Raw genomic sequence first — 24,791 nt, 5'->3', positions numbered from 1 at the left:
TTCAGGAAAGACAAATAAATTTACAACACCATTGCGTTTATACTCACGATCATAACCTTCAGGCTAATGTGGTTCTAGTAGCAAAGAAAGTCTTACTTCTTCTACTAATTCATATTGGTGTTCATCTAGGCAAAGTGTAGGTTTTTTCGGATTATATGGCTCATTGTACAAATCCAAAATATCTTCTATTCTGAACACATACTCTAGGTTAACTTTGGGAATACACCACTGTTCTTTTAACCATAGTTTAATTTCATTTTTTTTAGAGTTTGATGTATTGTCTCGTCTGAAATTCGATCTATGACACCAACCTTTACTAAATGCTCCGCTAATGATCGCATTGTCCAAAGCACTCTTCCTCCTAGCGGATTAGAACAAGCAGTCGCAATCAAAAATGCTTCTTGTTTTTCATCTAATTTTCTGGGTTTTGGTAGATTTTCCCCATCCTTTAAACCAAACTCTAGTCCACCAATCAGAAACTCTTCTCTTGTCCTTTCCACCGTGGCAACATGAACTCGAACTACGGCAGCACCGTGTCCGTTTCTCCCTCAGATGCTATTAGAATAATGTTTACACGGGTTATACTTCTTGCTTTGTGCTTTCCTTTTTCCAGGACTACTTGCAGTTGTAAAAGTTCCTCCTCACTTAAATCTACAACATACTCCCTTGCCATGGTCAAACCCTTTTTTGACTAGTTTATCAATTAGAGGGGCTTACCCAGTAACATTGCCTTGGTGGACTACTAGGATGGCCAAGTCAAGAATTCATGAAGGTTTTAGGTTTGTTGGAATAAAGGGTAGTTTTTAAAACCTTCATCTATGAGGTCCATGAATTTTGTGCCAATTTCTTGGTGATTGAAGCCAGGAATCTTGATTAGTATCTTGAAGTGACGGGGTAGGGTAGATGTGCCTAACATTTCTGTTGAGCTGTGACCGGATAACTGTTATAGGCAGTAAAGTCATCAGAACTAAGTACACCAGAGTAACTTGAACCCACAATAGATTCTAATTCGCCAGGACAAGGAGTATCAGACCCATGAAATCAAGGGAAGTCACTATTGGTGAAAATCCATAACCATTGTTTCACCCCTTTGACTACCCAGGGTGTTTCATCCCCAAGGATATGAGGCTGGGTTTGTTTTATCCACTGTTTGACGCTATGAATACTTTGAGCCACTGGACCATCTATTCCTCCATTGGTACCTACTAATGTTCCCACTCCAATTTCTACTTGACCCAGTTCCCACAACAACAAGTGTTATTTTTCATAGGGTCAATGGCCCTAGTTATTGATCCATCCCGAAAAAGCTTGTCCTGTGATTCCTATATCTTGTCCCAGTACTATCTCTGGTGACCAGTGTACCCTTTGTGTTTCCCCACACACACTGCACATCCACGTATATCTTTCATATTCTACTATACTGATCAAGTTTGTTTCCTCTCTTCTCCAATTAAGTTGGTTAAAGAAAACACTGTGTAAACTCACACATTAAATCTACCCTACCTTTACGTAACATAGCTGGATCTAATCTTTCTGTAGTATTACAAGTCATTAATACCACTAAACGGTACTTCATCTGTACACGAGATTTATCAATTACACTATGGTATAAAGTCCCATCTAACCAGGCTAAAATCTGTTCAGTTTTATTGTTATATTGGGCTACTTCCGAAGCTCTATTTTGAGCTAATTTATCAGCTTCATAGATTATTTTTATACAAATTCTTCCTAAATAATTTGGAGGAACAAAATTAGTAATAGCATCATGAGCCAAAAGAAAAATTATATAGCCTAAAGGTACTAAAGTTTCCTTAGCTACTGATTGTGTCCATGCTGTTTTACCTGTTCCTGGTTCTCCATGAACCACAATTGCTAATTGGTTTTGATTGAGAATGGTTAGTTAAACTGAATCAGTAAAATTTTGAGTATTTTGAGGAAATGTCCGAATAGGAAAATGATTATGTACTTTACCTACACGACCTTGATATCGACTTAAGATTACAGCTAAATCATAGGTAGCTTTATTAATTAATGGTGCTAGATTTTGAGATATTAAAGTATACTCTCTCCGTCCCTGTTCATAAGGATCAATTTGTAACCAAATATCGCATTTAGACCAGTAACCATAAAAGGTATTAATGACATCAAGGCGTTCCCAACTAACAAACTTTTCTACTGGAAAATAGAAATCTCTCTCTGAGTAATATTTGGTGATAATATCAGGGTGTTCGAATAAACGTAGAACTCTTAAAACTGTAATTTCTTGCAATAAGTTTAGAATATAGTCAATGGGAATGCTATTACGACTAACAAATTATACAAGAGGAGTTGATGTACTTAAAACGTCTTTGTAACGATAATCAGGCGTGAGTGGTTCCGGTGTAATAAAATTCCAAAATTTTTGTAATTCACCACGAGTATAGTCAGAAGCTAAATTTAATATATTTGCCCACCAGGCATACTCTTTTCTAGCTAAAGGTATCAGCATAATAACTGAGTAAATTAATACTTTGTTGGGTTAACTCTTGGGTGTCATGAAATATTAACTCTTGGAAATATTTCCAATCAAAATCACGGTTAAATGGTCGCCAAGCACTGGAGAGGAGGTCTTGTCGATTGTTGTTCGTGGAGTTGTTATCGTTATTCCGCCGGAAATAATCAACATCTATAGAATTCAGGAGTCAGGAGGAGGTAGTGCAGTCTTGGAGTTTCCCCAAGTAGAACAACTACTGTTCACAAGGAAAACCCAGTTGTTACTTAATTTTTGTTAAATTATTCACCAAGTATGCTATAAATTATATTACCTATATAACAGGTATAGAGCTACGTCAATTATTATGCTTAAGAGATGATTTATAAAGTAAATGTTGAGGAGACAAGAGGAAGTAGCATAATTCTAGTCATAAGAGCATATATAGCCCCTTTGCTTATTTGTGTTAGACGCTCATAATCCTTGCTTAGACGATGATATTGGTTAAACCACCCAAATGTTCTTTCTACTACCCAGGGTTGTGGTAAAACTTTAAATTCTTGCTCAGTAGGTCCTATGACTTCAACATGAGCTTGAATCATGAACCAAACTGCAAGTGCAAATTTATCACCGTCATAACCGGAATCAACCCATAAAACTTGGACTTTTTCCAATAATTCTGTGGGTTCCTCTAGCAGTTCCATTAGTGCATAGGCAGCAAGTATTCGTTCTGGGGCATTCGCTTCACTAACAACAAGTTTCAACACAAGTCCCAGGCTATCAACTAAAGTCTGCCCCTTTCTTCCTTTTACCTTTTTACATCCGTCAAAACCATACACATCCGCTTTCTTTGGTCAGTGTTGACCGACTGACTGTCTGCAGCGAGCGCGGTAGGTTGTGTTCATTTACCTAATTTCGAGCGAACTTGACCACCCAATGTATGGTTGAATTTTTCCCAAACCCCCTGGCCCTGCCATTTCCTGTAATAGCTATATACCATTGACCTTGGCGGGAAGTCACCTGGAAGCATATTCCATTGACATCCAGTTTTCAAATGAAAATAGATGGCATTACATATTTCACCTATATCTGTTGTGGGTGGATGCCCTCCTTCTTTAGCTGGTGGAATCAATGGGGCCAGGATTTCCCAGTCCATATCAGTTAAGTCTGTGGGGTAAGACTTTCGTTCCATCAGTAGCTATGTAAATACACTAGATTTTATGTATCCTATCCTTCCAACATTCCTTTTCTACTCCCCTTTACATTTACTTTATCAATAGCCTCTAAAATAGTTCTGTTTGTTTGAGCAACTATCATCTCACTTCTTTACAAAGTAACCATGTACGGCCGCAATTCAAGTAATATTTATTACATGCTTTTATGACGTATGAGAGTATCTGGCTATTAATTTAAGAGGTTTTATGGCGACCTTTAATTTGTAATCAGCAGCAGAGTAAAATACAGGCAGTATAGACTTAATAGTCTATTTTCATACTGGATTGAATATTAAATTCAACTCATGTAATTTGAATTCTTACTTAGAAACAGGTTAATACTGATACTAAAGTAAATAACTACTATCTTTTTATTTATAAAGTTATTGTGAACTTATGAGGGAAATGTTCTGTAATTTTGCATATAATCAAGGGGTGTCTGCTAAAGCCATTCCACTTGAGTTTTCCTTTCCTTTGTGTGTTGGTCAGGATTATCAACTGATCGGTAGCAAAACACGAGCTAATTCTGAATCAACATTCTTTTATGGCTTGCGGGATTATTGTCTGGTTTAACTATAAAGACGATAAAGCCTAATTTAATTTTCTGGAGAAGAGATGTATTTGACACATTCATTCATGAGTGATGAAAAAAAGCAAAGCTCTCAGCCCCCTTTGATTTTGGTAGTAGAAGATCATGATGATAGTCTACTCTTGCTAAGTTATGCTCTGAAGTTATTAGGGTGTAGATGTATTTGTCAAAATGAAAGTTACACAACACTATTGGTAGCAAAGGAATATCAGCCAGACTTGATTTTGTTAGATATTTTGTTACCTGGACTCAATGGTTTAGATATTGTGCGAGCTTTGAAAAGAGAACCCCTTACTTGTAATATTCCGGTAGTTGCAATTACAGCTTTAGCTGGTAGGGAAGAGAAAGAACGTATCCTCAGAGCGGGTTTTGATGACTATATTAGTAAACCTTATATGCTTGAGGATTTAGAAGAGATGATTTGGCGTTTGCTTGATGACAAATTTGAAACGTATTCTGCGCTTGAAATATGTCATGAAAGTTAGAAATAACTGAAACTAAGTTTCTTTTAGAAGTCTAATTGTGAATACGCTACCTTTACCTAATTCTGAGAAAAGTTCGATTTTCCCACCATGCGCTTCTAGAATTCGTTGTGATAGATGCAGTCCTAAGCCACTACCGGATCTCTTATTTCTACCTTGACGAAATCGCTCAAAAATTGTTGCTTGATCTTCAGGTAAAATTCCATAACCTGTATCTGCAACTTCAATAACAACTTCAATTGCCTCAGTATTAGTAGGTAAGGTTTCAAAAATGAGAATTTCGATACCTCCTGTATCTGTAAACTTAATGGCATTACCGATTAAGTTATTCAGCACACGGCGTATTTCTAGTTTATCAGCGATGATAATTCCAGGATTTTTGCCTAGTTGGTTTAATTTATGAGTATCTAATTTGAGGGTCAAGTTTTTCTCGATAGCGAGGGGAGCTAGTTCACTGATGACTTCTTGAGCTATTTCCTTTAAGTCACAGTTGTCCAAATTTAATGTTTTTTTACCTGCCTCAAAGCGATAGACTTCTAGTAGAGTGTTGACCATTTGCATTAAATTTTGGTTGCTGCGAATCATGACAGCGATCGCTTGTTTCATTTCCGGGGAAATTTTACAAAAAGTCTCCTGTTGGAACAAAGCTAACATTCTATCAGCTGCTACTAAGGGTGTGCGTAAATCATGGGTAAGACGAGATACAAAGTCTTCTCGCTGACGGGTCATTTTTTGCTGTTCATCAATACTGTGCTTCAGTCGCAAGAGAGATCGCACTCTAGCCAACAATTCATCTGTATCAAATGGTTTGCGGATGAAATCATCAGCACCAGCATCTAATCCTTCCACCACACTAGATTCATGAAAAGCGGTAATCAACAAAATCGGAATATAGTTGAGGTCAGGACAATTACGAATTCTGCGTGTTACTTCATACCCATCCATTCCTGGCATCATCACATCAAGTAAAATCAGATCCGGTGGAGATTGTGCCACTTTTTGTAACGCAGTTGCACCATCTGATACTAAATCAATTTTATAACCCTCACTTTCTAAAAGGGTTCGCACTAAAATTAGATTATCTCTAGTATCATCAACGGCGAGAATTCGGCCAATTTTATCACTTTTGACAATAGACATAATTTATCCACTTTTTGTAAAGTTACCTAACTTAATCCATCTTTATCTACTGCTTGAGATGAGGATATCCCATTGAGGCTCTATTGAATTGAGATGGTAGTTGAGGTGGGTTGTGATGAGAATAATAAATTCCTTCTTCATTACCTAAATTTAAATTATAACCATCTCCTCCATGATTGGATATTAATCTGATTTGCCGTGGCAATTCAATTTTAAATATTGAACCCACTCCTAATTTACTTTCTAAAAAGATTTTTCCTCCCATCATTTGTACCAATGAATCAGTAATAGCTAAACCAAGTCCCGTTCCAGGGTATTTCCGGCTAATGCCTTGATCTACTTGTCGAAATGCTTCAAAAATATGTTTGAAATCTTTGGAAGAAATACCAATTCCTGTATCTCTAATAGTAATTGTTAATCTGTTTTGGGTAATTTCTTTCACTTCTACCCAAATCCCTCCAGATTCTGTAAACTTAACAGCATTAGCCAGTAAATTAATTAAAATCTGGCGTACTCGGACTGAATCATTAAATATCAAAGTGTTTTGTAAATCTGTTTCCACCACCAAAGATAATTTTTTAGCTTCAGCCAAAGACATTATTTCTGATACAGAATTATTCACGATTTTTTCTAAATCCAAAATTTCTGGTTTTAGTTCTAATCTTCCAGATTCTAATTTGGAAAAATCCAAAACTTCATTCAGCAGCATCAGCAAATGCTTGCCATTATTGAGAATACGCTCTACCATGTCCACTTGCTGACTATTAAGTTGACCAAATTTCGGACGTAAGAGTATTTGTGAGAAACCAATGATAGCATTCATTGGGGTTCGGAATTCATGAGATATAGTCGCTAAAAATTTTGTTTTGAGCCGTGATGCTTCCAATAATCTCAAATTTTGCAACTGGATTTGTTCCCTTTGTCTCTCTAATTCTTGGTTCTTACAAATCAGTTGTTCATGACTTTCTTTGAGTTGTTGATAGGCTAAATCTGCTTTAATTTCAGCTTGGAATAATTTAATGGCATTGCGTAAAATTCTGGTTAAATTTTCTGAAAATAACTGAGATCTTAGTAGATAGTCTGTAGCACCTATTTTCATCAACTCAACAGCAATTTTTTCCTCTCCTTGAGCAGTGAGAATGACTAAAGGAACTTTGATTTCGGAAGAACGCAGCTTGTGTATTAAAGTCAAGCTGTTTTGGTTTGGTAAGTGATAATCAAGAAAAACGCAGTCAAAGTTAGCATTTTGGAGGGCAGAGAATGCATTTTCACCGTCACTAACTTCACTCAGTTCCATATAAACACCTGCTTTCGTCAGGGCTAAACGGACTGCCATGCGATCTACTTCATCATCATCTACAACCAAAATTTTAAACGTCTCTTCCATCAGTTTTTGTTTTAGCTGTGCAGTATGGATTGATGTACAGCATTACTCTTTTTAAACCATTTAACTAGGATTCTGCTACTTAGAAATCTAGCTCATAGAAAATTGCTCATGTTTAATTAATAATTCTTGGTAAACAATTAGCAATTATTGCAGATGAAAACGATTCACTCCTAAATGAAACAGAGTCAATATAAAGTAAAATAAAATACTTTATCCATCTCAACACAATTGTAAATGAGTAGATGATTCACCGTCCTCAGCCATTAGTGAGAGTTGCACAGAAACATTGTGTATCATCAGCCTGAGCAATTTTACTCACTAAAACAGTATTCAGTATTGATAAGTGAATTTTCACTCATTAAATATTAACCAGCTTTAAGTGCATACCTTGAGTGTGTCATACAAGGACAAATCATTACTCATTAGTTTTAAATCCCCGTCCCCAATACTACTTGGTTAAGTACCGGGGATTAGTCGTTTGTTTGGGCAAGTGTTAAAGGGTAAAGGATAAAGGTTTTTTCTTTCCTTTTTCCTCCTTAACCGCCAAGAATTGACTCGCGTCCTCTTTGCATAACAAAGAAACACATATCAATGTTTCCTGTTACTTGTTACTTGTTAGCTGTTACCTGTATTTTTTGAGAGGATATAGCTCTAAGTCTACCTAATTCTGGTTCATTGTGTTGAGTTAGTACCTGGAGAAATTATCGCACTTTAATGCAAATTGTTGCACTATGTAATTATAAATTGATAGGTTGGTATCTTTTTGGTAAATTTCTGTATTCACAATATAGTTTTTTGTTACAATCTAAATACCTACTTTAGTTAATGGACAGGTTAACGCAAAAGTTTACGACTTCGGGAGGAAGGGGTAGTTGCTTAACTTAGCCTAAAATTTACTGTTTCATCAATTATCATTTACAAGAACTTATTCATGAACTGATCTGTTATACATAGATAATTAGCAGATACATGATCAAACAGTTGTATAGTAGTCTGACTCGATTCATTTTCGATTCATTTCATGCGCCGCTTTAGCATTTTACTTTACCCCTACGAATGTAGCTTTTTAACAGGGAATGATGTTTCATTCGTATCAATATTTCATTTTTTTGAAATAAATAGCCATATATCCCTAGCTAGATTTTTACTTCTACCTAACTTAAAATAAGTGAAATTTATTATTTCTCTCGGTGGATGCAAGTCAATCAAAATATCATCTACCTTTGGTTTGGGGAAATTAGATCAAATACTTACAAAAGGTTTTAAGTTTAAAGCAGCAGTTAGATATTAGATAGTTGGGTGTAACAATGAATGAAATCAGCATTCTTTTAATTGAAGATCATGATTTAACCCGCATGGGATTAAGGGCTGCCTTACAGTCAAACAGCGCCTTAAAAGTAATTGGTGAAGCCGCTAATGCTACTCAAGGTCTAAAACTTTTGGAAACTACTAAGCCTGATGTGGCTGTAGTCGATATTGGTTTACCAGATATGGATGGCATTGAACTTACCCGTAAGTTTAAGCGCCAACAAGCGGAAACTGGGCAATCAAATACAAAAATTCTGATTCTGACCATGAATCATACAGAAGATGCAGTTCTAGCAGCTTTTGCAGCGGGAGCAGATTCATATTATATGAAGGAAACAAGCATCAATAAATTAACTGAGGCGATACAAGCTACTTATGCGGGTAACTCTTGGATTGATCCAGCTATTGCGAATGTGGTATTAAGGAAGATGCGCTTGGGTATACCAGGAGAAAGTACAGCAGCTGATAAACCAAAAACCGTGAAAATTGAGGCCCTAGCTACCGAATATGAACAGGTTTTGGAAACCTATCCTTTGACTCAACGGGAATTAGAAATTTTAGAGTTAATTGTTGCTGGTTGCAGTAATGGACAAATTGCTGAAAAACTCTACATTACGGTGGGGACAGTAAAAACTCACGTTCGGAACATTTTAAATAAACTCTGTGCTGATGACCGTACTCAAGCTGCGGTTCGCGCGTTACGTTCTGGGTTAGTGGGTTGAGTTGATTTTCAACCTAATCTTGCTTGCAAACATTCAGCAATACGTTTGGCTGCACCTGGTTGACCCATACGCTGAACTCCATTTTCGGCAATTTCATTGAAGAGGTCAGGATTGTTCAACAGGGATCGTACTACTTGGGTAATTTTGATTGGTTGTTCTACTAAAATTAGAGATGATCCTAAAAGACGACTTTGGGCTTCAGCAAAGGCGGGATTATATTGAGGTCCTTTTCCAGGAATAGCGATCGCAGGTTTGCCTAAACCAATGAATTGTTCTGTCGCTGTACCTGCCATTGCGATCGCCAAATCTCCCAAATGCAAACAGTCACCATAAGCTTTTTGGGTGAGAATTACATAATTATTCTTTTGTTTAAACGTCAAATAATCAGGATCAGCAAGTTGAATGGGAGATTGTGGACATCTCTGCCAACCTTGAATTTGCAAAGTTTGAGATAAAATATCCCCATCTAAACCGGGAGCAATCGCACCTAAAAATACCATATCTCGCTCCTGCCAACCAGTAATCAAACCAGATACAGCAGTCATAATCATTTCCCAGTTAGCATAAGCCTCATTAGCACGAGAACCAGGAAGTAAAGTCACAATCAAAGGCCGAACAATCTCCTCTTGTTCAGTATCAGCACTATAAAACTTTGAATTTGTCAACATCGGTTCTAAACCGTCCATCATCGGATTACCCAAATCAAAAGCCCGAATCTGCGACTTCTTTAATATTTCCGTCGTCAGCGAATCCCTGGGAAACACACCACGACAACGACGACGACTCATCAACCACCTCTCCCAAGGATGGTAAATAGAGCCAGAAAAATTTTCCCAACGTACCGATTTTGATCTTCTGGTTAATAAACCATCCTGATCCCGCACATAATATTCAGATTTTGCCGTTCCAACAAATGCATAATTAGCACCACTTATAGCTGCAAACAACAGTGGCACAATATCCCCCACCGCTAAAATAGCTTTCTTATTTCCTAACTTAGTTTGACAATTAACCCAACAACGAATAGCCTGAATTTGCTTCCAGGTAAGTTGCACCAAACCACCCCGTACATCTCGCATGAATTGGCGACTATCCATGTAAATAAAGCCACCAGAAGGCATAGTTTGAACCGCACCAATACGCGGCACATTCAACTCTTGGTAAGCACGTCCTTCACCCACTATTGGTAAAGCAAAGATATCCGGTGGCGAAGATAGCCTTTGCAGTTCCTGTAAAATGCGGACAGCAATTATATCCTCTCCATGACCATTACTCAAAACCAGTAACTGTAAACGAGAAGTACTTTCCAGGGAATTTGTAATTAAAGGTAATTCGGATAAATCAGTCATAGAATTTTATATTTTATATTTTTGATGGAGAATAGCTGCGGCCTATTGCAATTTGTAATCATAGCGTCTGATAGTACGTATTGTTGATTACCAAATAAACCTGTATCTTCCATACTAAAAACAATCACTGGAGATGAATACCTATTATTTTACTGATCGGGGAAACTGACCGCTTTTTTGCTCAGAAACAAAAAATTACAATTAACAGTCTGTTCATCCACAGGTATAGGGAATGTATATTATTCCCAATGCTTGATCCGACTGCAACTAACTACCAGTTGATGAAGTTAATCAATATTAATTATGCGAGTTTCTTCTGCGGTAATTCTGACATTAGCTACCCTAGCTGCTAGTAATGTCACTCAGCAAGCAAATGCTCTACCCAATCAAACCACAAATCCAGAGGCTCAAACTGAAACAGGCACTGATGTGGTAGTACTACCGTTTGTCGAAACTCAGCCCGCACAAACAGAAGTCGTAACCTCTCCAGAAACTACCTGTGCTGTAGAATTTAGTTCTCAGTCTGTACTTATACCTAACAATGTCAACAACATTAATAAAAACTTGATTACAGATAACGATTTAGTCGTTATAGCTACCAATGTGGAGATAGTTGGTGCCAATCCAGAATTAGAACAGGTAATTCGCAAAGTAATTAAAACTCAAACAGGTGGAGAAACCAGTCAAACCCAGGTACAAAAAGATGTAGTAGCAATTCTGGACACTGGTTTATTTGCTAGTGCTAATGTCAGCAGCATCAGTACATCTAGCGGTTTGAATATAACCTATCAAGTTCAGCCTGTATTAGTACAAGCAATACAACTCTCTGGTGTAAAGATTCTCACCTATCAAGTAGCCTTAAAAAACTTTAAAAATCAAATTGGTAAAGATATTAGCCCCGCTGCACTCCAGCAAATAGTTCAAAAAATTAACCAGTGGTATATAGAAAATGGTTATACCCTAGCCAGGGTACTATCAATTCAACCAAACCGCCAAGGTATTCTCATAGTGAATGTAGCTGAAGGTTTAATAGGTGATGTCAAATTTCGCTTTGTCAATGAAGAGGGGCAAAAAGTTGATAATAACGGTAATCCCATTCAAGGTCGCACTAAAAACGATTTCCTCAGACAGAAACTGAAGTTAAAGCCTGGTAAAGTCTTTCAAGATAAATTAGTCCAGGATGATGTCCAAACTTTATATAAATTAGGTTTATTTAAAACTGTCAATTTCGCCTTTGAAGAAGATGCAACAAAGGTAGATTTGACCTATGAACTCCAAGAAGTTGGAGCGCGTTCAGTTAACTTAGGTGGCGGTTACAATGCTGATGATGGTATATCCGTGGTCGTCAGCTACAAAGACCAAAATGTTGGCGGCGTTAATGATACTTTAGCTGCCAATGTGGAAGTTAATCGCCAAGACGTATTATTTAATAGTAATTTTAACAGTCCCTATCGAGAAATAAACCCCAACCGCTTAGGCTACAACGTCAAAGCCTTCCGTAGACGACAAATTTCCCATACATTTGATGATACTATCAGTCTGGCAAATGGTGAAAAAGTGAGAGAAGGAAAAATTGGCGGTAGTGTAAGTGTTCAACAACAAATAGATGGTTGGGATACTTCTGTAGGTCTTAATTACACTCGTGTTACAATACGCGATCACGAAGGTAATATTACCCCCAGAGATACGAATAATAATCAATTATCCTTTAGTGATACTGGAATAGACGACCTAACTGCTGTATCCTTCACAGCCACTAAGGACGAAAGGGACAACCCAGTTAAACCCACTCAAGGTTCTCTCCTCACTTTCAGTACCGAACAATCTATTCCCGTTGGTCACGGTCAAATTACCATGAATCGTCTCCGGGGTAATTATAGTCAGTTTATGACAGTTAAATTATTTAATAGCAAACAGCCACAAATATTTGCTTTAAATCTGCAAGCTGGTACTGTAGTTGGTGATTTACCACCTTATGAAACCTTTAACTTGGGTGGTTCTAATTCGATACGCGGTTATGATGCAGGACAGGTGGGAAGTGGTCGCAGTTATGTTTTAGCCTCCGCTGAATATCGCTTTCCCATCTTCCCCATTGCTGGAGGTGTGATATTTGCCGACTTTGCTTCCGATTTAGGATCTGGTGATACTGTTATTGGAAATTCTGCGGGTGGGCAAAATAAGCCTGGTAGTGGTTTTGGTTATGGTGCAGGAGTCCGTGTTGACTCACCTTTAGGGGTAATTCGAGCTGATTATGGAATTAATGACCAAGGAAATAGCCGAGTACATATTGGTATAGGTCAACGATTCTAACAGTTATCAGTTATCTGTCAACGCTGTTTACTGTTCACTGTCACCTGTCACTTGTCTCCTGCTATATGATGAATAAGACAAAACCGTTGAACGGAGTGTCAACCGCCCAGTAAGGATTTAAGTTTCCCTATGTTAACAGGCACAATTTTACAGAGTGGAAAATATACTATTATCCAAGAGATAGGCAGGGGTGGATTTGGGATTACGTTCAAAGCAAAACATCATTACTTGAGGCAGGAAGTAGTGATGAAGACTATAAATGAACGACTGCGACAAAATCCTGATTTTTCCAAGTTTGAACGTCAATTTCAAGATGAAGCCAGAAGATTAGCCACTTGTGTCTATCCTAATATTGTTCGGGTAAGTGATTTTTTTGTGGAGAATGGACTACCCTACATGGTGATGGAATATATTCCTGGGGAAACTTTAGGTGAAGCATTCGTGTTACCGGGAATACCATTACCAGAAGAAACAGCAGTTCATTATATCCGGCAAATTGGGGCAGCATTACAGGTAGTACATAATAATGGTTTGCTACACCGAGATATCAAACCTGATAATATCATCCTCCGCCAAGGAACTCAGGAAGTAGTGCTAATTGATTTTGGTATTGCCAGGGAATTTAACAGCGGTGTAAAACAAACTCACACGGGTTTAGTTAGTGAAGGTTATGCACCTATTGAACAATATTTGACCCAAGCACCAGGTACCACAGCGACTGATGTTTATGGTTTAGCAGCAACTTTATATGCACTGTTAACAGGACATGTTCCTATTCCATCATTATTGCGCGAGCGCCAACCAATGCCTTCTCCCCGTGAACTACAACCCCATCTCAGTGCATCTATTAATCAAGCAGTGATGCGAGGTATGGCTGTAGAGTCCCGTTTTCGTCCGACTACAGTAGCAGAGTGGCTAGAATTACTACCAGGCAATGGATTTCAGATAACACTATCATTACCAACTCAACCAGCACCAACCATTGATTTATCTACCCAAGAGTCAGAAAATAGCTTTAAACAAACTGGTCCCAACACCATATTATCACCAGTGGAGACAGTTACAACTCCGCCCAGAAAATTAGCACTGGCCAAGGTATTAGCAAGCATTGGTGTAGTCTTCGTTGCTAGTACAGTAGGGTTTAGCATGACTAGTATATTACCTAGGTCTCAGTTACAAGCGCCTAACCCCCTTTCTGAAGAATCCACTCCAGAATTTACCAGTACTCCAGAACCTGTGGTTGAGGGTACACATTCTCCTGAAAATCAAGCAAATCAAACTTCCTCTTCCCATGAGTCTGCTGCATCATTGTCCACTTCTGAACGACGCAGACGCAATCGTCGGATTTATCCAGAAGCAACTCCGACAAGTGATAGTATTTCTCCAGAAAACTTTCCTCAACAATCTCAAGATAATTCTTCAGAATCTTTACCCCGCAAAACTAAGCGTACCATATCCACACCTGTTGTTACTCCCACACCATCCTTAAGTGAGAAACTGCGGGAAGCCAAATCATCTCCTCCTGTTATCTCCACACCATCCTCAGAAAATATCCCACCCGCTTCTAGTCACAATTCTGATTCACCCCAACGGACAAAACCAGATAATTCTGTAGTCATCCCAGAAGCATCACCACCTGAAAATTCTGTCGTCATACCTCCAGCACCAGCAAAGGAATCTAAGAGTACAGATTCTTCTGCTGTGGTTGTACCAACCGAAGACACAAAATCAAATTCGTCTACCGATAACCAATCCTCAAAAGAGGAGAAATCAGAAGATCAGAGTAATTAGGCTTTGCTGAAAAAGCTATTCGTAAACAAGTAGGAGTTCAAGATAGGTTAAGAAGTTATAACACTATTTTTAATTTCCCAAAGGGATTGACTCTTGAACTCGGCTGTAATTTTGTTTTTGATTCAACATCACAATTTCTTGCTTTTGATTAATCTCTAGCGGACTATCAGGTAAATCATGATTGTTTAAATGACATAATAGTCCTACAGTCCGAAAATATTGATCAACTTTTGGAATACCTTACAGATATAAATGAATGGGGATAATTTTACCAGATACTAAATTACCTTCTGAGTTGATTTTGTCATCTGAAATCATTGAGTAACCCTTTTGAGTATTGGTCGCTAAAGTTCGATATCCTAAAAAGTTTCCTAGTCAATAAGCAATGACTTTTCCTTTGTAAAGTTCCATCACTCTGGGAATATGATGTCCATGTTATGAAACTAAATCTGCTGCTGTATCAATCATTGTTCGCGCAAATTTTCAGGAATTACCTCTACGTGCAAAGCAGCAGTTCTTTATGCTCCTATTTGCATGGAAACAATGACCACTTTGGCGTTATCTTTCGGCTTTTTTACCAGGGATTTGGCTGTTTCTAAGTTATGGACTGTACAATTCAGTCCATAAGTTCTGAAGACAATTATATCAATTGTTATTTGATTATATTCTAAATAGAGAATTTAATTTTTATGCCCTAATATTTTTATCCCCTTAGCCTCTTTTTTGATTGTATCTGTAAACTGAACTGCACCAAAATCCATTCTGTGGTTGTTGCTTATCTTCAAGACATCAATACCAACTTCGGCGAATAGTTGAGCATACGCAGGTGGTGAACGAAAAGCGAATTTCAAAATTACCAGATAAAATATCTGATCCTTGTAAGTAGGTTCTGACAGCCTCTGGTAATAGCTGGTTGGGATTTTGTGGCAATCTATAAGTTAGGAAAATTTGTACCAGGAATGATATCCCCAACGGCCTTTATTGTGATTGTTTGTTCTTCATCACCTAAACTGGGGACAGGAGAATCGGGAGTAAATAGAGGAATCTCTGTCCCAGCAAGCAGCATCTGATTGCTGTATCTTTCCAAATTTGATAGTTACTCCTAAACTAATACCCAAACAAAAGCAAACACTCAGAAAACTAAATGCAAATGATTAGCAGAAGTTTTGTATTAGACCTATTGAAGAATTAATTTTATGTTATATTAGAGTATTACTTTTGTTTTAGCCAAAAGTTAGAGTTACAAGGTTATGTTTCAATTAGCGAGCGCAAAGAACACCAAAAATACATAAAATCCAAAACTGTCTATCATAAGAAATAATTTTGCAATAGGTCTATTAAGGTCGAGAGATACTCTTAATCTCATCTCCTCATAGAGAGAGGAATAGATATAAAATCTAACTTCATTAGCTAGCTAGAAGTTGATAAGTATTCAGCCTTATTATGAGCTGAAGTAATAAATAATTAATAGATTCTTTAGATTTAAAACACTATTTATTTATAGTGCTGTGCTAGAGGAGAAATAATTATGACTACGACAGGATTAGATATCTTTGATGCTACTTTACAAAAAACAGTTCCTTGGGTCAATGAGTTGGGAGAAGAATTGGGTTGGGAAGATAAACACCAAGTTTTGCAAGGATTGAGAGCGACGTTACACGCATTACTCGATCGCTTCACTGTAGAAGAAGCTGCTCATTTAGAAGCGCAGTTACCGATTTTATTAGGTGGATTTTACTACGAAAATTGGCGACCAGCGGCAAGACCTACTAAAGACCGGACCAAGGAAGAATTTTTGAACCATATCCGTCATTACTTCTCCAACATTAACGCTGATATTGATGCTGAATCTTTGGTACGTGCTGTCTTCAAAATTATGGCTTAACGGGTTTCCCAAGGAGAAATTGAAGATGTTATTCACATGATACCACCAGCTTTGCGAGAACTGTGGAGAGAAACAGTTCCTAGTTAATTCGTAGAAATTCAGGTCTCAGGAGTCAGGAGTCAGAATGTTTGAGAAATAGGTTAATTATCAAATAGGTATTTTCGGCGTTAGTCTGAAAAAGCTGACTAGTGATGGCTGTTCGCGTAGCGTGCCGTTAGCCATTAGCTGAATGCTTACCTTAATTCTTTAAACGGAGAGGGGGGGATTCGAACCCCCGTTGAGTTACCCCAAAACGCATTTCGAGTGCGTCACCATCAACCACTCGGACACCTCTCCAACCATATTATTCACTAATTGTAGTTAATACGGGAGATTTTATTTTATCCTCTTTCCAATTATAGCATTTATATCAAACAAGCGATCGCTGTTGGCAAACTTGCTAGAAACTCGAAGATTTATTTTCTGTAACTTGGATGAAAGTTTCAAAGTCACCATCAGGTGTCCATTGAATAGCACCATCGCTGCCTGTAAAGAACAGTTTAGTCTTTCCTTTACTTAAAGCCGATAAAGTTTTGTTGTGAAGATTATTTGCAGATGTGATACCTACAGAACGATTAGCGATCGCCACCTGTGGTTTCAATGCTAAAACCAAATCCTGCAAAGATTCTGATGGACACCAAAGCACCTCTGGACTAGATAAACCGCCAGTTCTAATTAGTTCTTCTATTTGTTGAGACTTGACACTACCTATTAGCAACCAATTCTGACCAAAAATTTGCAACCGTAAAATGGGTAATTGGTCATTAACAAATTGAGCAGTAGTTGAACCATTATTTACAGTTTGACCGAGTGATAAAGGTTGGTAAATGCCTTGGCGCTTTTGCAATTTTTCTTGAATTGCTTGAGTTTCAATATTATTTCCTAACTGGGAGGCATAGGCATAAAAATTATTGATAGGCAAACTCTCCAGAATTTCTAACCAGGCATCACTTTCATTAGCTAAAAACTTACTAGAAACAGCCCAATCAATTTTATTCACACCCTGTTGTTGTAGAAAGGGTAAAATAGTAAAACGTCCTGTTCCTTCATCACCACTATTAATCAGAGTTACTTGCCCCTTATCTTGAATTACTAGAACAGGTTCTTTATCAGTGGCAAGTAATGTAATTAGCAATAAACTATTGGCAGAATGCCAAACAGGAATTATAACTAAAACAATAGCAATTAAACCAGCAAACCACCATCTCTGCTGCCACCAACGCACCATACAAGTAGATATAATTAAACCATAAATTACCACCATCTGCTCAGTAGATATACTACCCACTGCAACAGAACTGCCTGGAAGACTAGCAGAAAAATCTACTAATTGAATTAACCAATGTGTTGGATAATATAAAAAACTCGCTAAAGTGCTGCCTAAGTCTGGCACAATTAAACTTACTAAACTGCTGATCATGGAACCGATACTAACAATAGAAATCAATAGTGTAGTGATAATGCTTAATGGTACGCTGTAAACTGCGACCACACTAAAAATCTGTAACAGTAGAGGCACAGTCCAAATCGTGGCAGCTAGGGGAACAGAAATTAAAGAAGCGATCGCAGGTGGTATCCAATCCAAACGTTGAGTGATCGGTGTAGCTGTAACAATTAATGCTAAAGTTGCCAAAAAACTTAATTGAAAACCTAAATCCCAAATCCAAAGAGGATTAAATAACAATAACAATGTAGCAGCCAACAACAAAGATCCAAGTTGTTGAACTTTCCTTTCCAAAGCCAAACCAACCAAAGCAGCAAAACCCATAATTACTGCTCTAACTACAGCAGCTTGAAACGCCGCCAAAAACAAAAAAGTGATTAAACCCAAAACACCCAGAATAATTTGAGTAGCCTTTTTTTCACGTTTGGTTAATTGTAAAATTACACCCAAAATTAGAGAAGTTTGAAATCCCGAAGCAGCTAAAGCATGAGCTAAACCCACCTTCACAAATAAATCACGGATATCATAAGGTAAATCTACAGCCTTACTACCCAAAACCATCGCACTGACCAGCAGACCTTCAGGAACACCCAACCAACGAACTTGCGATCTTATAATTGTTTCCCTAACCTGCCACCATCCCCATTTCTTCTCTTCATCAATAAAATTGATCTGTTTACCAATCAAACCAGCAAAAGTACCTTCCTGCTTTAGATACTTCTGAAAATCAAAAGCACCAGGGTTTGATGCAGCTTTTGGCTTATACAACATCCCAGTCACAGCAATTTCTTGACTAGGATATAAACCAGTAGCTTGAAGTATAGGCACAGTCACATAAAGTTTACCCGTCACCCCCTTTGGTAAACTTGCCGGTCCCTTATCATTTTTAACCTCATCTAGCTGCGTTGCTTCCAGCCAAAATTGACCCCTCTGACTGCGAGTTAAACGGGGAGTACTTGCAACTTCGCCACGCACGATTACCAATCGTTCTTGATTACTATTATCTTCACTAGAAATAAACTGACTAATATCTTTTTCTCCTGGTTGAGGTACTCGCAATTGAAAATACAGAGTTGCCAACAAGCCCACTAAGCCAGCTATTAGCCATACTCTAGGATCAGGAGTAGTTAGCGTAACATTAGCCCCAGCCTTACCTTTGGTAATGGACTTTTCTCGTTTCTGAGCAAATTTACGCAAACCAATATAAATTGCACGAAATAGAACTGCGGCTAATATTCCTAGCACCAAAACCCATATACCACCCCAAGGAACCGCTGTAAACAGCAACCCTAAAATATAGGCAAGACAAATAATAACGCTACTACTCTGCATCATAAAACTTCAATAGCCAAAGCACCCAGCCCCAGTTCATTATATATATATAACCAAATTTATATATATATATATAAATCCAGTTCGGTAAAAATATAGGTTGGGTTGCGCTGTCGCTTAACCCAACAAAATCAAAAAAAGTTAACCTTCATTCTGCCCTACTTATCCGCCCTGATAATACCAACTTTACAAAGATATACCCAGGTTAAATGCTAAGACAGCATGAACCAACGAAATCAAAAGTGCTGTACTTTCTAAATAAGCATGAACTACACGTAGTCCTGCTTTATCTCCGAAAAATCCACTTAGAGAAATTGCACCATTAACAAAGAGCAATAACAGCACAATTGAACCAGTCCAAAACTGAGGGCTTTCAAAAAGTGGCTGATGCTGCATCACCAAGGACAATACACCACCCTGTATAGCCACCTGCCAAAAAAATAAATAACCAAGGTGCTATACTAAAAGCGGTTTAAAAGTGTCATTGTAAACGTTCGCGGAGCCTCTCTGAAAGAGATAGTGAAGAATCTCGGAGATACTTCACTGCACTACGTTAGCCATGGCTCACGCCAGCCTCCGCTATCAGTATGACATAAGTCCAAGTTTCACCCGTTTGCAGTATATCTGATGATGGGCATTTCCACTTTTAACATCAGTATCTTTATTTTTATCTTCCAGCAGTTTTCCTTGCCAACCTGCCACACCCACAAAACTACCCACGACAAAAACCATAATTCCCATCATCACAGGATGTCCTCAATGCACAATTCCTTCACGAAGACCTAAAGCACTGAACCAAGCTGCAATAGGTTGTAAAGTTTCAGTGAAATTTATCATCTAACACACAGCAATGTTTGTACCGTAAACCAAGATCCCCCAAGCAGGCTAAAGTGTAAACACAAGTAATCGAATTTAGCCAAGCCCTCACCAAATCACCCCCTAACCCTCAATTCTGGGAAAACAGGAATTTTATAAATCCCCCTAGGATTTAGGGGGCGAAATAGGCTCAGAAGAAGACAGGTAAGACTTGTCTGTATACGGTAGCCAAGCTGGGGGGGTTAAAAATTTAATACCTATTTTTCAACTTACGGCATTTTTAAGCAATGGGAAACCCAACTTCTCCCTTTGCTCAACATATAAATGAGCAACTTTCCTCGCCAAATGTCGAATCCTAGTAATGTAGAGAGTGCGTTCCGTCACGGATATTACACCTCGTGCATCTAGTAAATTAAACGTATGGGAACACTTAATCACATAGTCCAAGCTAGGTAAAACTAGTCTTCTTTCCATTAACTGAGTAGCCTCCTGCTCATATATATTAAATAGTGTCAGCAACATCTCAGGATTCGACGCTTCAAAGTTGTAAGTACATTGCTCAATCTCACCCTGAAGATGAACATCCCCATAAGTAATATTATCCGTCCAGCGAATCTTAGTAATGGCTTCCACCTCCTGGAGGTACATAGCCAGTCGCTCTAACCCATAAGTAATCTCAATTGACACTGGACGGCAATCAATACCCCCACACTGTTGGAAATAGGTAAACTGAGTAATTTCCATCCCATCCAACCACACTTCCCAACCAGTACCCCAAGCCCCCACCGTTGCATCTTCCCAATTATCTTCCACAAACCGAACATCATGATCTTCTGGACGAATACCCAAAGCCCTTAAAGAATCAAGATAAACATCTTGGATATGATCTGGTGAAGGTTTAATCAGAACTTGATACTGATAATAATGTTGAAACCGATTAGGGTTTTCCCCATAACGCCCATCAGTCGGACGACGACAAGGTTCAACATAAGCCACAGCCCAAGGTTCCGGCCCCAAAGCCCTTAAAAAACTATGGGGATTCTTAGTGCCTGCTCCCTTCTCTATGTCATAAGGTTGAGCAATCAAGCAACCACGCTCACCCCAGAACTGATGTAAAACCGCTATTACTGACTGAAAATTCACTATCTACTCTTCCTTGAGTCAAAAATGCATAAACCATTGTTGCCTAAACCCAGCATTCTGAGCAGTTTTGAAGCCTGAAAAAAATAGGTGAAAAAAAGTTAGTGAAAGTAGTTGACATTAAAAGATAGGTTCGATATATTGAATAAGTGCCAAAGAGAGAGCGCCAAAGAGCGGACTCGGAGGGACTACCGAACCTTGAAAATATTATAGTTTGAAAGCCAGTATACAACAGGAAATAGCGTCAGTAAAGAAAATAACCTGACCGTGGTTGTAAAAATTGGTCAAGAGAGCTAAAAAACAAACTTACCAAAACGGAGAGTTTGATCCTGGCTCAGGATGAACGCTGGCGGTATGCTTAACACATGCAAGTCGAACGAAGTTCTTAGGAACTTAGTGGCGGACGGGTGAGTAACGCGTGAGAATTTGGCTTTAGGTCGGGGACAACCACTGGAAACGGTGGCTAATACCGGATATGCCGAGAGGTGAAAGATTTATTGCCTGAAGATAAGCTCGCGTCTGATTAGCTAGTTGGTGGGGTAAGAGCCTACCAAGGCGACGATCAGTAGCTGGTCTGAGAGGATGATCAGCCACACTGGGACTGAGACACGGCCCAGACTCCTACGGGAGGCAGCAGTGGGGAATTTTCCGCAATGGGCGAAAGCCTGACGGAGCAATACCGCGTGAGGGAGGAAGGCTCTTGGGTCGTAAACCTCTTTTCTCAGGGAAGAAAAAAATGACGGTACCTGAGGAATAAGCATCGGCTAACTCCGTGCCAGCAGCCGCGGTAATACGGAGGATGCAAGCGTTATCCGGAATGATTGGGCGTAAAGGGTCCGTAGGTGGTACTGTAAGTCTGCTGTTAAAGAGCAAGGCTCAACCTTGTAAAAGCAGTGGAAACTACAGAACTAGAGTGCGTTCGGGGCAGAAGGAATTCCTGGTGTAGCGGTGAAATGCGTAGATATCAGGAAGAACACCGGTGGCGAAAGCGTTCTGCTAGGCCGCAACTGACACTGAGGGACGAAAGCTAGGGGAGCGAATGGGATTAGATACCCCAGTAGTCCTAGCCGTAAACGATGGATACTAGGCGTGGCTTGTATCGACCCGAGCCGTGCCGGAGCTAACGCGTTAAGTATCCCGCCTGGGGAGTACGCACGCAAGTGTGAAACTCAAAGGAATTGACGGGGGCCCGCACAAGCGGTGGAGTATGTGGTTTAATTCGATGCAACGCGAAGAACCTTACCAAGACTTGACATGTCGCGAATTTCGGTGAAAGCTGAGAGTGCCTTCGGGAGCGCGAACACAGGTGGTGCATGGCTGTCGTCAGCTCGTGTCGTGAGATGTTGGGTTAAGTCCCGCAACGAGCGCAACCCTCGTTTTTAGTTGCCAGCATTAAGTTGGGCACTCTAAAGAGACTGCCGGTGACAAACCGGAGGAAGGTGAGGATGACGTCAAGTCAGCATGCCCCTTACGTTTTGGGCTACACACGTACTACAATGCTACGGACAAAGGGCAGCAAGCTAGCAATAGCAAGCAAATCTCATAAACCGTAGCTCAGTTCAGATCGAAGGCTGCAACTCGCCTTCGTGAAGGAGGAATCGCTAGTAATTGCAGGTCAGCATACTGCAGTGAATTCGTTCCCGGGCCTTGTACACACCGCCCGTCACACCATGGAAGTTGGTCACGCCCGAAGTCATTACCCCAACCTTTTGGAGGGGGATGCCTAAGGTAGGACTGGTGACTGGGGTGAAGTCGTAACAAGGTAGCCGTACCGGAAGGTGTGGCTGGATCACCTCCTTTTTAGGGAGACCTAATCCATTTAGAAATCGAACACATTCTGTTATTCTGTAATTAGATTCTGAATTGGTCTATCCTAGGTCGGTGGAGATTGGTTGAAAACTTTCAAAGTATTATCTTGGTTTGGTTTGGTTCATAAGTAGCAATGGAAAAAACAGAAAAAATATGGAAAAAGTTCAGCAACTGTAGCTAGAGAGATAGTACAGACTGCTGGGTGAAGTTCCAGTCAGAACCTTGAAAACTGCATAGTAACGCGAAAAAAAGCAGGCAGACATAGACATTCGATGAGAATGAAAGTGAATGCAAGTCGAACCAATGGAAAAGTGGTCAAGCTAATAAGGGCTAATGGTGGATACCTAGGCACACAGAGGCGAAGAAGGACGTGGTTACCGACGAAATGCTCCGGGGAGTTGGAAGCAAACTATGAGCCGGAGATATCCGAATGGGGCAACCCTAAATACTACCTGCTGAATATATAGGCAGGAAAGAGCCAACCCAGCGAATTGAAACATCTTAGTAGCTGGAGGAAGAGAAATCAAACTAGAGATTCCCTCAGTAGTGGTGAGCGAAAGGGGAAGAGCCTAAACCAATTGGTTTACTGATTGGGGTAGTGGGACAGCGATATCGAATCTAGAGACTAGACGAAGCAGCTAAATACTGCACCAGAGAAGGTGAAAGTCCTGTAGTCGAAAGTTAAAGGATAGTAGCTGCATCCCGAGTAGCATGGGGCACGAGGAATCCCATGTGAATCAGCGAGGACCACCTCGTAAGGCTAAATACTACTGTGTGACCGATAGCGAACAAGTACCGCGAGGGAAAGGTGAAAAGAACCCCGGAAGGGGAGTGAAATAGAACATGAAACCATTAGCTTACAAGCAGTGGGAGTCCGATTAAACGGATGACCGCGTGCCTGTTGAAGAATGAGCCGGCGACTTATAGGCACTGGTAGGTTAAAGCGAGAATGCTGGAGCCAAAGGGAAACCGAGTCTGAAGAGGGCGATAATCAGTGTTTATAGACCCGAACCCTGGTGATCTAACCATGGTCAGGATGAAGCTTGGGTAACACCAAGTGGAGGTCCGAACCGACCGATGTTGAAAAATCGGCGGATGAACTGTGGTTAGGGGTGAAATGCCAATCGAACCAGGAGCTAGCTGGTTCTCCCCGAAATGTGTTTAGGCGCAGCGGTAATGATTAAATCTGGGGGGTAAAGCACTGTTTCGGTACGGGCTGGGAGACCGGTACCAAATCGAGACAAACTCAGAATACCCAGAGAACACATTGCCAGTGAGACAGTGGGGGATAAGCTTCATTGTCAAGAGGGAAACAGCCCAGACCACCAGCTAAGGTCCCCAAATCATCACTAAGTGATAAAGGAGGTGAGATTGCACAGACAACTAGGAGGTTTGCCTAGAAGCAGCCACCCTTGAAAGAGTGCGTAATAGCTCACTAGTCAAGCGATCTTGCGCCGAAAATGAACGGGGCTAAGTGATGTACCGAAGCTGTGGACTTAGATTTACTCTAAGTGGTAGGGGAGCGTTCCGTAGTAGGGAGAAGCAGTAGCGGCAAGCAGCTGTG

The 24,791-nt window shown here is 39.6% G+C and carries 18 protein-coding genes, 1 tRNA gene, 2 rRNA genes and 3 pseudogenes (1 of these 24 cut by a window edge); 8 read left to right on the top strand and 16 right to left on the bottom strand.

Annotated elements, in window-relative coordinates:
- Positions 1 to 63: 63 nt before the first annotated feature.
- The 5 genes and pseudogenes from AAZO_RS40920 to AAZO_RS04565 form a co-directional block, all read right to left on the bottom strand.
- Positions 64 to 198, bottom strand: a complete 135-nt coding sequence (locus AAZO_RS40920) for a hypothetical protein (protein ID WP_266888241.1) — start codon at positions 196 to 198, stop codon at positions 64 to 66.
- A gap of 38 nt (positions 199 to 236) precedes the next feature.
- Positions 237 to 500 (bottom strand): helix-turn-helix domain-containing protein, encoded by a 264-nt coding sequence (locus AAZO_RS04575; protein ID WP_041639478.1) that lies wholly within the window; start codon positions 498 to 500, stop codon positions 237 to 239.
- A 20-nt stretch (positions 501 to 520) separates the two neighbouring features.
- Entirely contained in the window at positions 521 to 673 is a 153-nt protein-coding gene (locus tag AAZO_RS34870) for a hypothetical protein (RefSeq protein WP_187289599.1), read from the bottom strand.
- A 368-nt stretch (positions 674 to 1,041) separates the two neighbouring features.
- The gene (locus tag AAZO_RS04570) at positions 1,042 to 1,254 is read right to left on the bottom strand and encodes a hypothetical protein (protein ID WP_144031237.1); all 213 of its coding nucleotides are present in this window, start codon (positions 1,252 to 1,254) and stop codon (positions 1,042 to 1,044) included.
- Positions 1,255 to 1,459: 205 nt separating this feature from the next.
- Positions 1,460 to 2,669: pseudogene (locus tag AAZO_RS04565) on the bottom strand (AAA family ATPase).
- Between AAZO_RS04565 and AAZO_RS34865 the strand changes: the two are divergent.
- On the top strand, positions 2,610 to 2,771 hold the full coding sequence (locus AAZO_RS34865; RefSeq protein ID WP_187289598.1) for a hypothetical protein: 162 nt from the start codon (positions 2,610 to 2,612) through the stop codon (positions 2,769 to 2,771). The pseudogene AAZO_RS04565 and the gene AAZO_RS34865 overlap by 60 nt on opposite strands.
- A gap of 82 nt (positions 2,772 to 2,853) precedes the next feature.
- On the opposite strand, the pseudogene AAZO_RS28725 reads toward AAZO_RS34865, so the two are convergent.
- Positions 2,854 to 3,662, bottom strand: a pseudogene (locus tag AAZO_RS28725) (IS5 family transposase).
- Between the two features lie 637 nt (positions 3,663 to 4,299).
- On the opposite strand from AAZO_RS28725, the gene AAZO_RS04550 reads away from it, so the two are divergent.
- Positions 4,300 to 4,758 (top strand): response regulator, encoded by a 459-nt coding sequence (locus AAZO_RS04550; protein WP_013190351.1) that lies wholly within the window; start codon positions 4,300 to 4,302, stop codon positions 4,756 to 4,758.
- A gap of 12 nt (positions 4,759 to 4,770) precedes the next feature.
- Here AAZO_RS04550 and AAZO_RS04545 read toward each other — a convergent pair whose 3' ends face one another.
- Together AAZO_RS04545 and AAZO_RS04540 are read right to left on the bottom strand one after the other, a co-directional pair.
- Positions 4,771 to 5,895 carry a hybrid sensor histidine kinase/response regulator gene (locus AAZO_RS04545; protein WP_013190350.1) on the bottom strand — a complete coding sequence of 375 codons (1,125 nt, stop codon included), beginning with the start codon at positions 5,893 to 5,895 and terminating at the stop codon, positions 4,771 to 4,773.
- A gap of 46 nt (positions 5,896 to 5,941) precedes the next feature.
- On the bottom strand, positions 5,942 to 7,282 hold the full coding sequence (locus AAZO_RS04540; protein ID WP_013190349.1) for an ATP-binding response regulator: 1,341 nt from the start codon (positions 7,280 to 7,282) through the stop codon (positions 5,942 to 5,944).
- Between the two features lie 1,307 nt (positions 7,283 to 8,589).
- Here AAZO_RS04540 and AAZO_RS04535 point away from each other — a divergent pair.
- Positions 8,590 to 9,312, top strand: coding sequence for a response regulator transcription factor (locus AAZO_RS04535; RefSeq protein ID WP_013190348.1), 723 nt, complete (start codon positions 8,590 to 8,592; stop codon positions 9,310 to 9,312).
- 8 nt (positions 9,313 to 9,320) lie between these two features.
- Here the strand turns inward: AAZO_RS04535 and AAZO_RS04530 are convergent, their stop codons facing one another.
- Positions 9,321 to 10,661, bottom strand: a complete 1,341-nt coding sequence (locus AAZO_RS04530; protein ID WP_013190347.1) for a lipid-A-disaccharide synthase-related protein — start codon at positions 10,659 to 10,661, stop codon at positions 9,321 to 9,323.
- Positions 10,662 to 10,964: 303 nt separating this feature from the next.
- Between AAZO_RS04530 and AAZO_RS04525 the strand changes: the two genes are divergently transcribed.
- Positions 10,965 to 12,971, top strand: coding sequence for a BamA/OMP85 family outer membrane protein (locus AAZO_RS04525; protein WP_013190346.1), 2,007 nt, complete (start codon positions 10,965 to 10,967; stop codon positions 12,969 to 12,971).
- A gap of 129 nt (positions 12,972 to 13,100) precedes the next feature.
- Positions 13,101 to 14,762, top strand: a complete 1,662-nt coding sequence (locus AAZO_RS04520; protein WP_013190345.1) for a serine/threonine protein kinase — start codon at positions 13,101 to 13,103, stop codon at positions 14,760 to 14,762.
- Positions 14,763 to 15,442: 680 nt separating this feature from the next.
- Here AAZO_RS04520 and AAZO_RS42230 read toward each other — a convergent pair.
- Positions 15,443 to 15,613: a CapA family protein gene (locus tag AAZO_RS42230; RefSeq protein WP_338027038.1), complete on the bottom strand. Its 171-nt coding sequence runs from the start codon at positions 15,611 to 15,613 to the stop codon at positions 15,443 to 15,445.
- Positions 15,614 to 15,693: 80 nt separating this feature from the next.
- Complete coding sequence (locus AAZO_RS42225; protein ID WP_338027037.1) at positions 15,694 to 15,828, bottom strand: hypothetical protein; 135 nt, start codon at positions 15,826 to 15,828, stop codon at positions 15,694 to 15,696.
- A gap of 462 nt (positions 15,829 to 16,290) precedes the next feature.
- Here AAZO_RS42225 and AAZO_RS04510 point away from each other — a divergent pair, with 462 nt between their 5' ends.
- Positions 16,291 to 16,647, top strand: coding sequence for a DUF2267 domain-containing protein (locus AAZO_RS04510; protein ID WP_013190344.1), 357 nt, complete (start codon positions 16,291 to 16,293; stop codon positions 16,645 to 16,647).
- Between the two features lie 251 nt (positions 16,648 to 16,898).
- Here AAZO_RS04510 and AAZO_RS04505 read toward each other — a convergent pair.
- From AAZO_RS04505 to glyQ, 5 genes and pseudogenes are all read right to left on the bottom strand, one after another.
- Positions 16,899 to 16,983, bottom strand: a tRNA-Ser gene (locus AAZO_RS04505).
- A gap of 103 nt (positions 16,984 to 17,086) precedes the next feature.
- The gene (locus AAZO_RS04500) at positions 17,087 to 19,465 is read right to left on the bottom strand and encodes a ComEC/Rec2 family competence protein (RefSeq protein ID WP_013190343.1); all 2,379 of its coding nucleotides are present in this window, start codon (positions 19,463 to 19,465) and stop codon (positions 17,087 to 17,089) included.
- A gap of 183 nt (positions 19,466 to 19,648) precedes the next feature.
- A pseudogene (locus tag AAZO_RS28720) lies at positions 19,649 to 19,922 on the bottom strand (DUF4079 domain-containing protein); the annotation flags it as partial.
- Between the two features lie 122 nt (positions 19,923 to 20,044).
- Positions 20,045 to 20,209: a hypothetical protein gene (locus AAZO_RS34860; RefSeq protein ID WP_187289597.1), complete on the bottom strand. Its 165-nt coding sequence runs from the start codon at positions 20,207 to 20,209 to the stop codon at positions 20,045 to 20,047.
- Positions 20,210 to 20,542: 333 nt separating this feature from the next.
- Complete coding sequence (gene glyQ / locus AAZO_RS04490; RefSeq protein WP_013190342.1) at positions 20,543 to 21,421, bottom strand: glycine--tRNA ligase subunit alpha; 879 nt, start codon at positions 21,419 to 21,421, stop codon at positions 20,543 to 20,545.
- Positions 21,422 to 21,729: 308 nt separating this feature from the next.
- Here glyQ and AAZO_RS04485 point away from each other — a divergent pair.
- Both AAZO_RS04485 and AAZO_RS04480 read left to right on the top strand, forming a co-directional pair.
- Positions 21,730 to 23,218: ribosomal RNA gene (locus tag AAZO_RS04485) — 16S ribosomal RNA — on the top strand.
- 322 nt (positions 23,219 to 23,540) lie between these two features.
- Positions 23,541 to 24,791, top strand: a 23S ribosomal RNA gene (locus tag AAZO_RS04480) (it continues 1,577 nt past the right edge of the window).
- Together the 16S and 23S rRNA genes form the textbook arrangement of a ribosomal RNA operon.

This window comes from 'Nostoc azollae' 0708, assembly GCF_000196515.1.
GTDB lineage: Bacteria > Cyanobacteriota > Cyanobacteriia > Cyanobacteriales > Nostocaceae > Trichormus_B > Trichormus_B azollae.
Note: the sequence above shows the minus strand (reverse complement) of the source record. Positions and strands in the feature narration are given on the sequence as shown.

Excerpts from the sequence above, each read along its gene's own strand:
- AAZO_RS34870 (WP_187289599.1), bottom strand. The coding sequence starts at position 673 with ATGGCAAGGGAGTATGTTGTAGATTTAAGTGAGGAGGAACTTTTACAA.
- AAZO_RS04550 (WP_013190351.1), top strand. The coding sequence starts at position 4,300 with ATGTATTTGACACATTCATTCATGAGTGATGAAAAAAAGCAAAGCTCT.
- AAZO_RS04545 (WP_013190350.1), bottom strand. The coding sequence starts at position 5,895 with ATGTCTATTGTCAAAAGTGATAAAATTGGCCGAATTCTCGCCGTTGAT.
- AAZO_RS04540 (WP_013190349.1), bottom strand. The coding sequence starts at position 7,282 with ATGGAAGAGACGTTTAAAATTTTGGTTGTAGATGATGATGAAGTAGAT.
- AAZO_RS04535 (WP_013190348.1), top strand. The coding sequence starts at position 8,590 with ATGAATGAAATCAGCATTCTTTTAATTGAAGATCATGATTTAACCCGC.
- AAZO_RS04530 (WP_013190347.1), bottom strand. The coding sequence starts at position 10,661 with ATGACTGATTTATCCGAATTACCTTTAATTACAAATTCCCTGGAAAGT.
- AAZO_RS04525 (WP_013190346.1), top strand. The coding sequence starts at position 10,965 with ATGCGAGTTTCTTCTGCGGTAATTCTGACATTAGCTACCCTAGCTGCT.
- AAZO_RS04520 (WP_013190345.1), top strand. The coding sequence starts at position 13,101 with ATGTTAACAGGCACAATTTTACAGAGTGGAAAATATACTATTATCCAA.
- AAZO_RS42225 (WP_338027037.1), bottom strand. The coding sequence starts at position 15,828 with ATGCTGCTTGCTGGGACAGAGATTCCTCTATTTACTCCCGATTCTCCT.
- AAZO_RS04510 (WP_013190344.1), top strand. The coding sequence starts at position 16,291 with ATGACTACGACAGGATTAGATATCTTTGATGCTACTTTACAAAAAACA.
- AAZO_RS04500 (WP_013190343.1), bottom strand. The coding sequence starts at position 19,465 with ATGATGCAGAGTAGTAGCGTTATTATTTGTCTTGCCTATATTTTAGGG.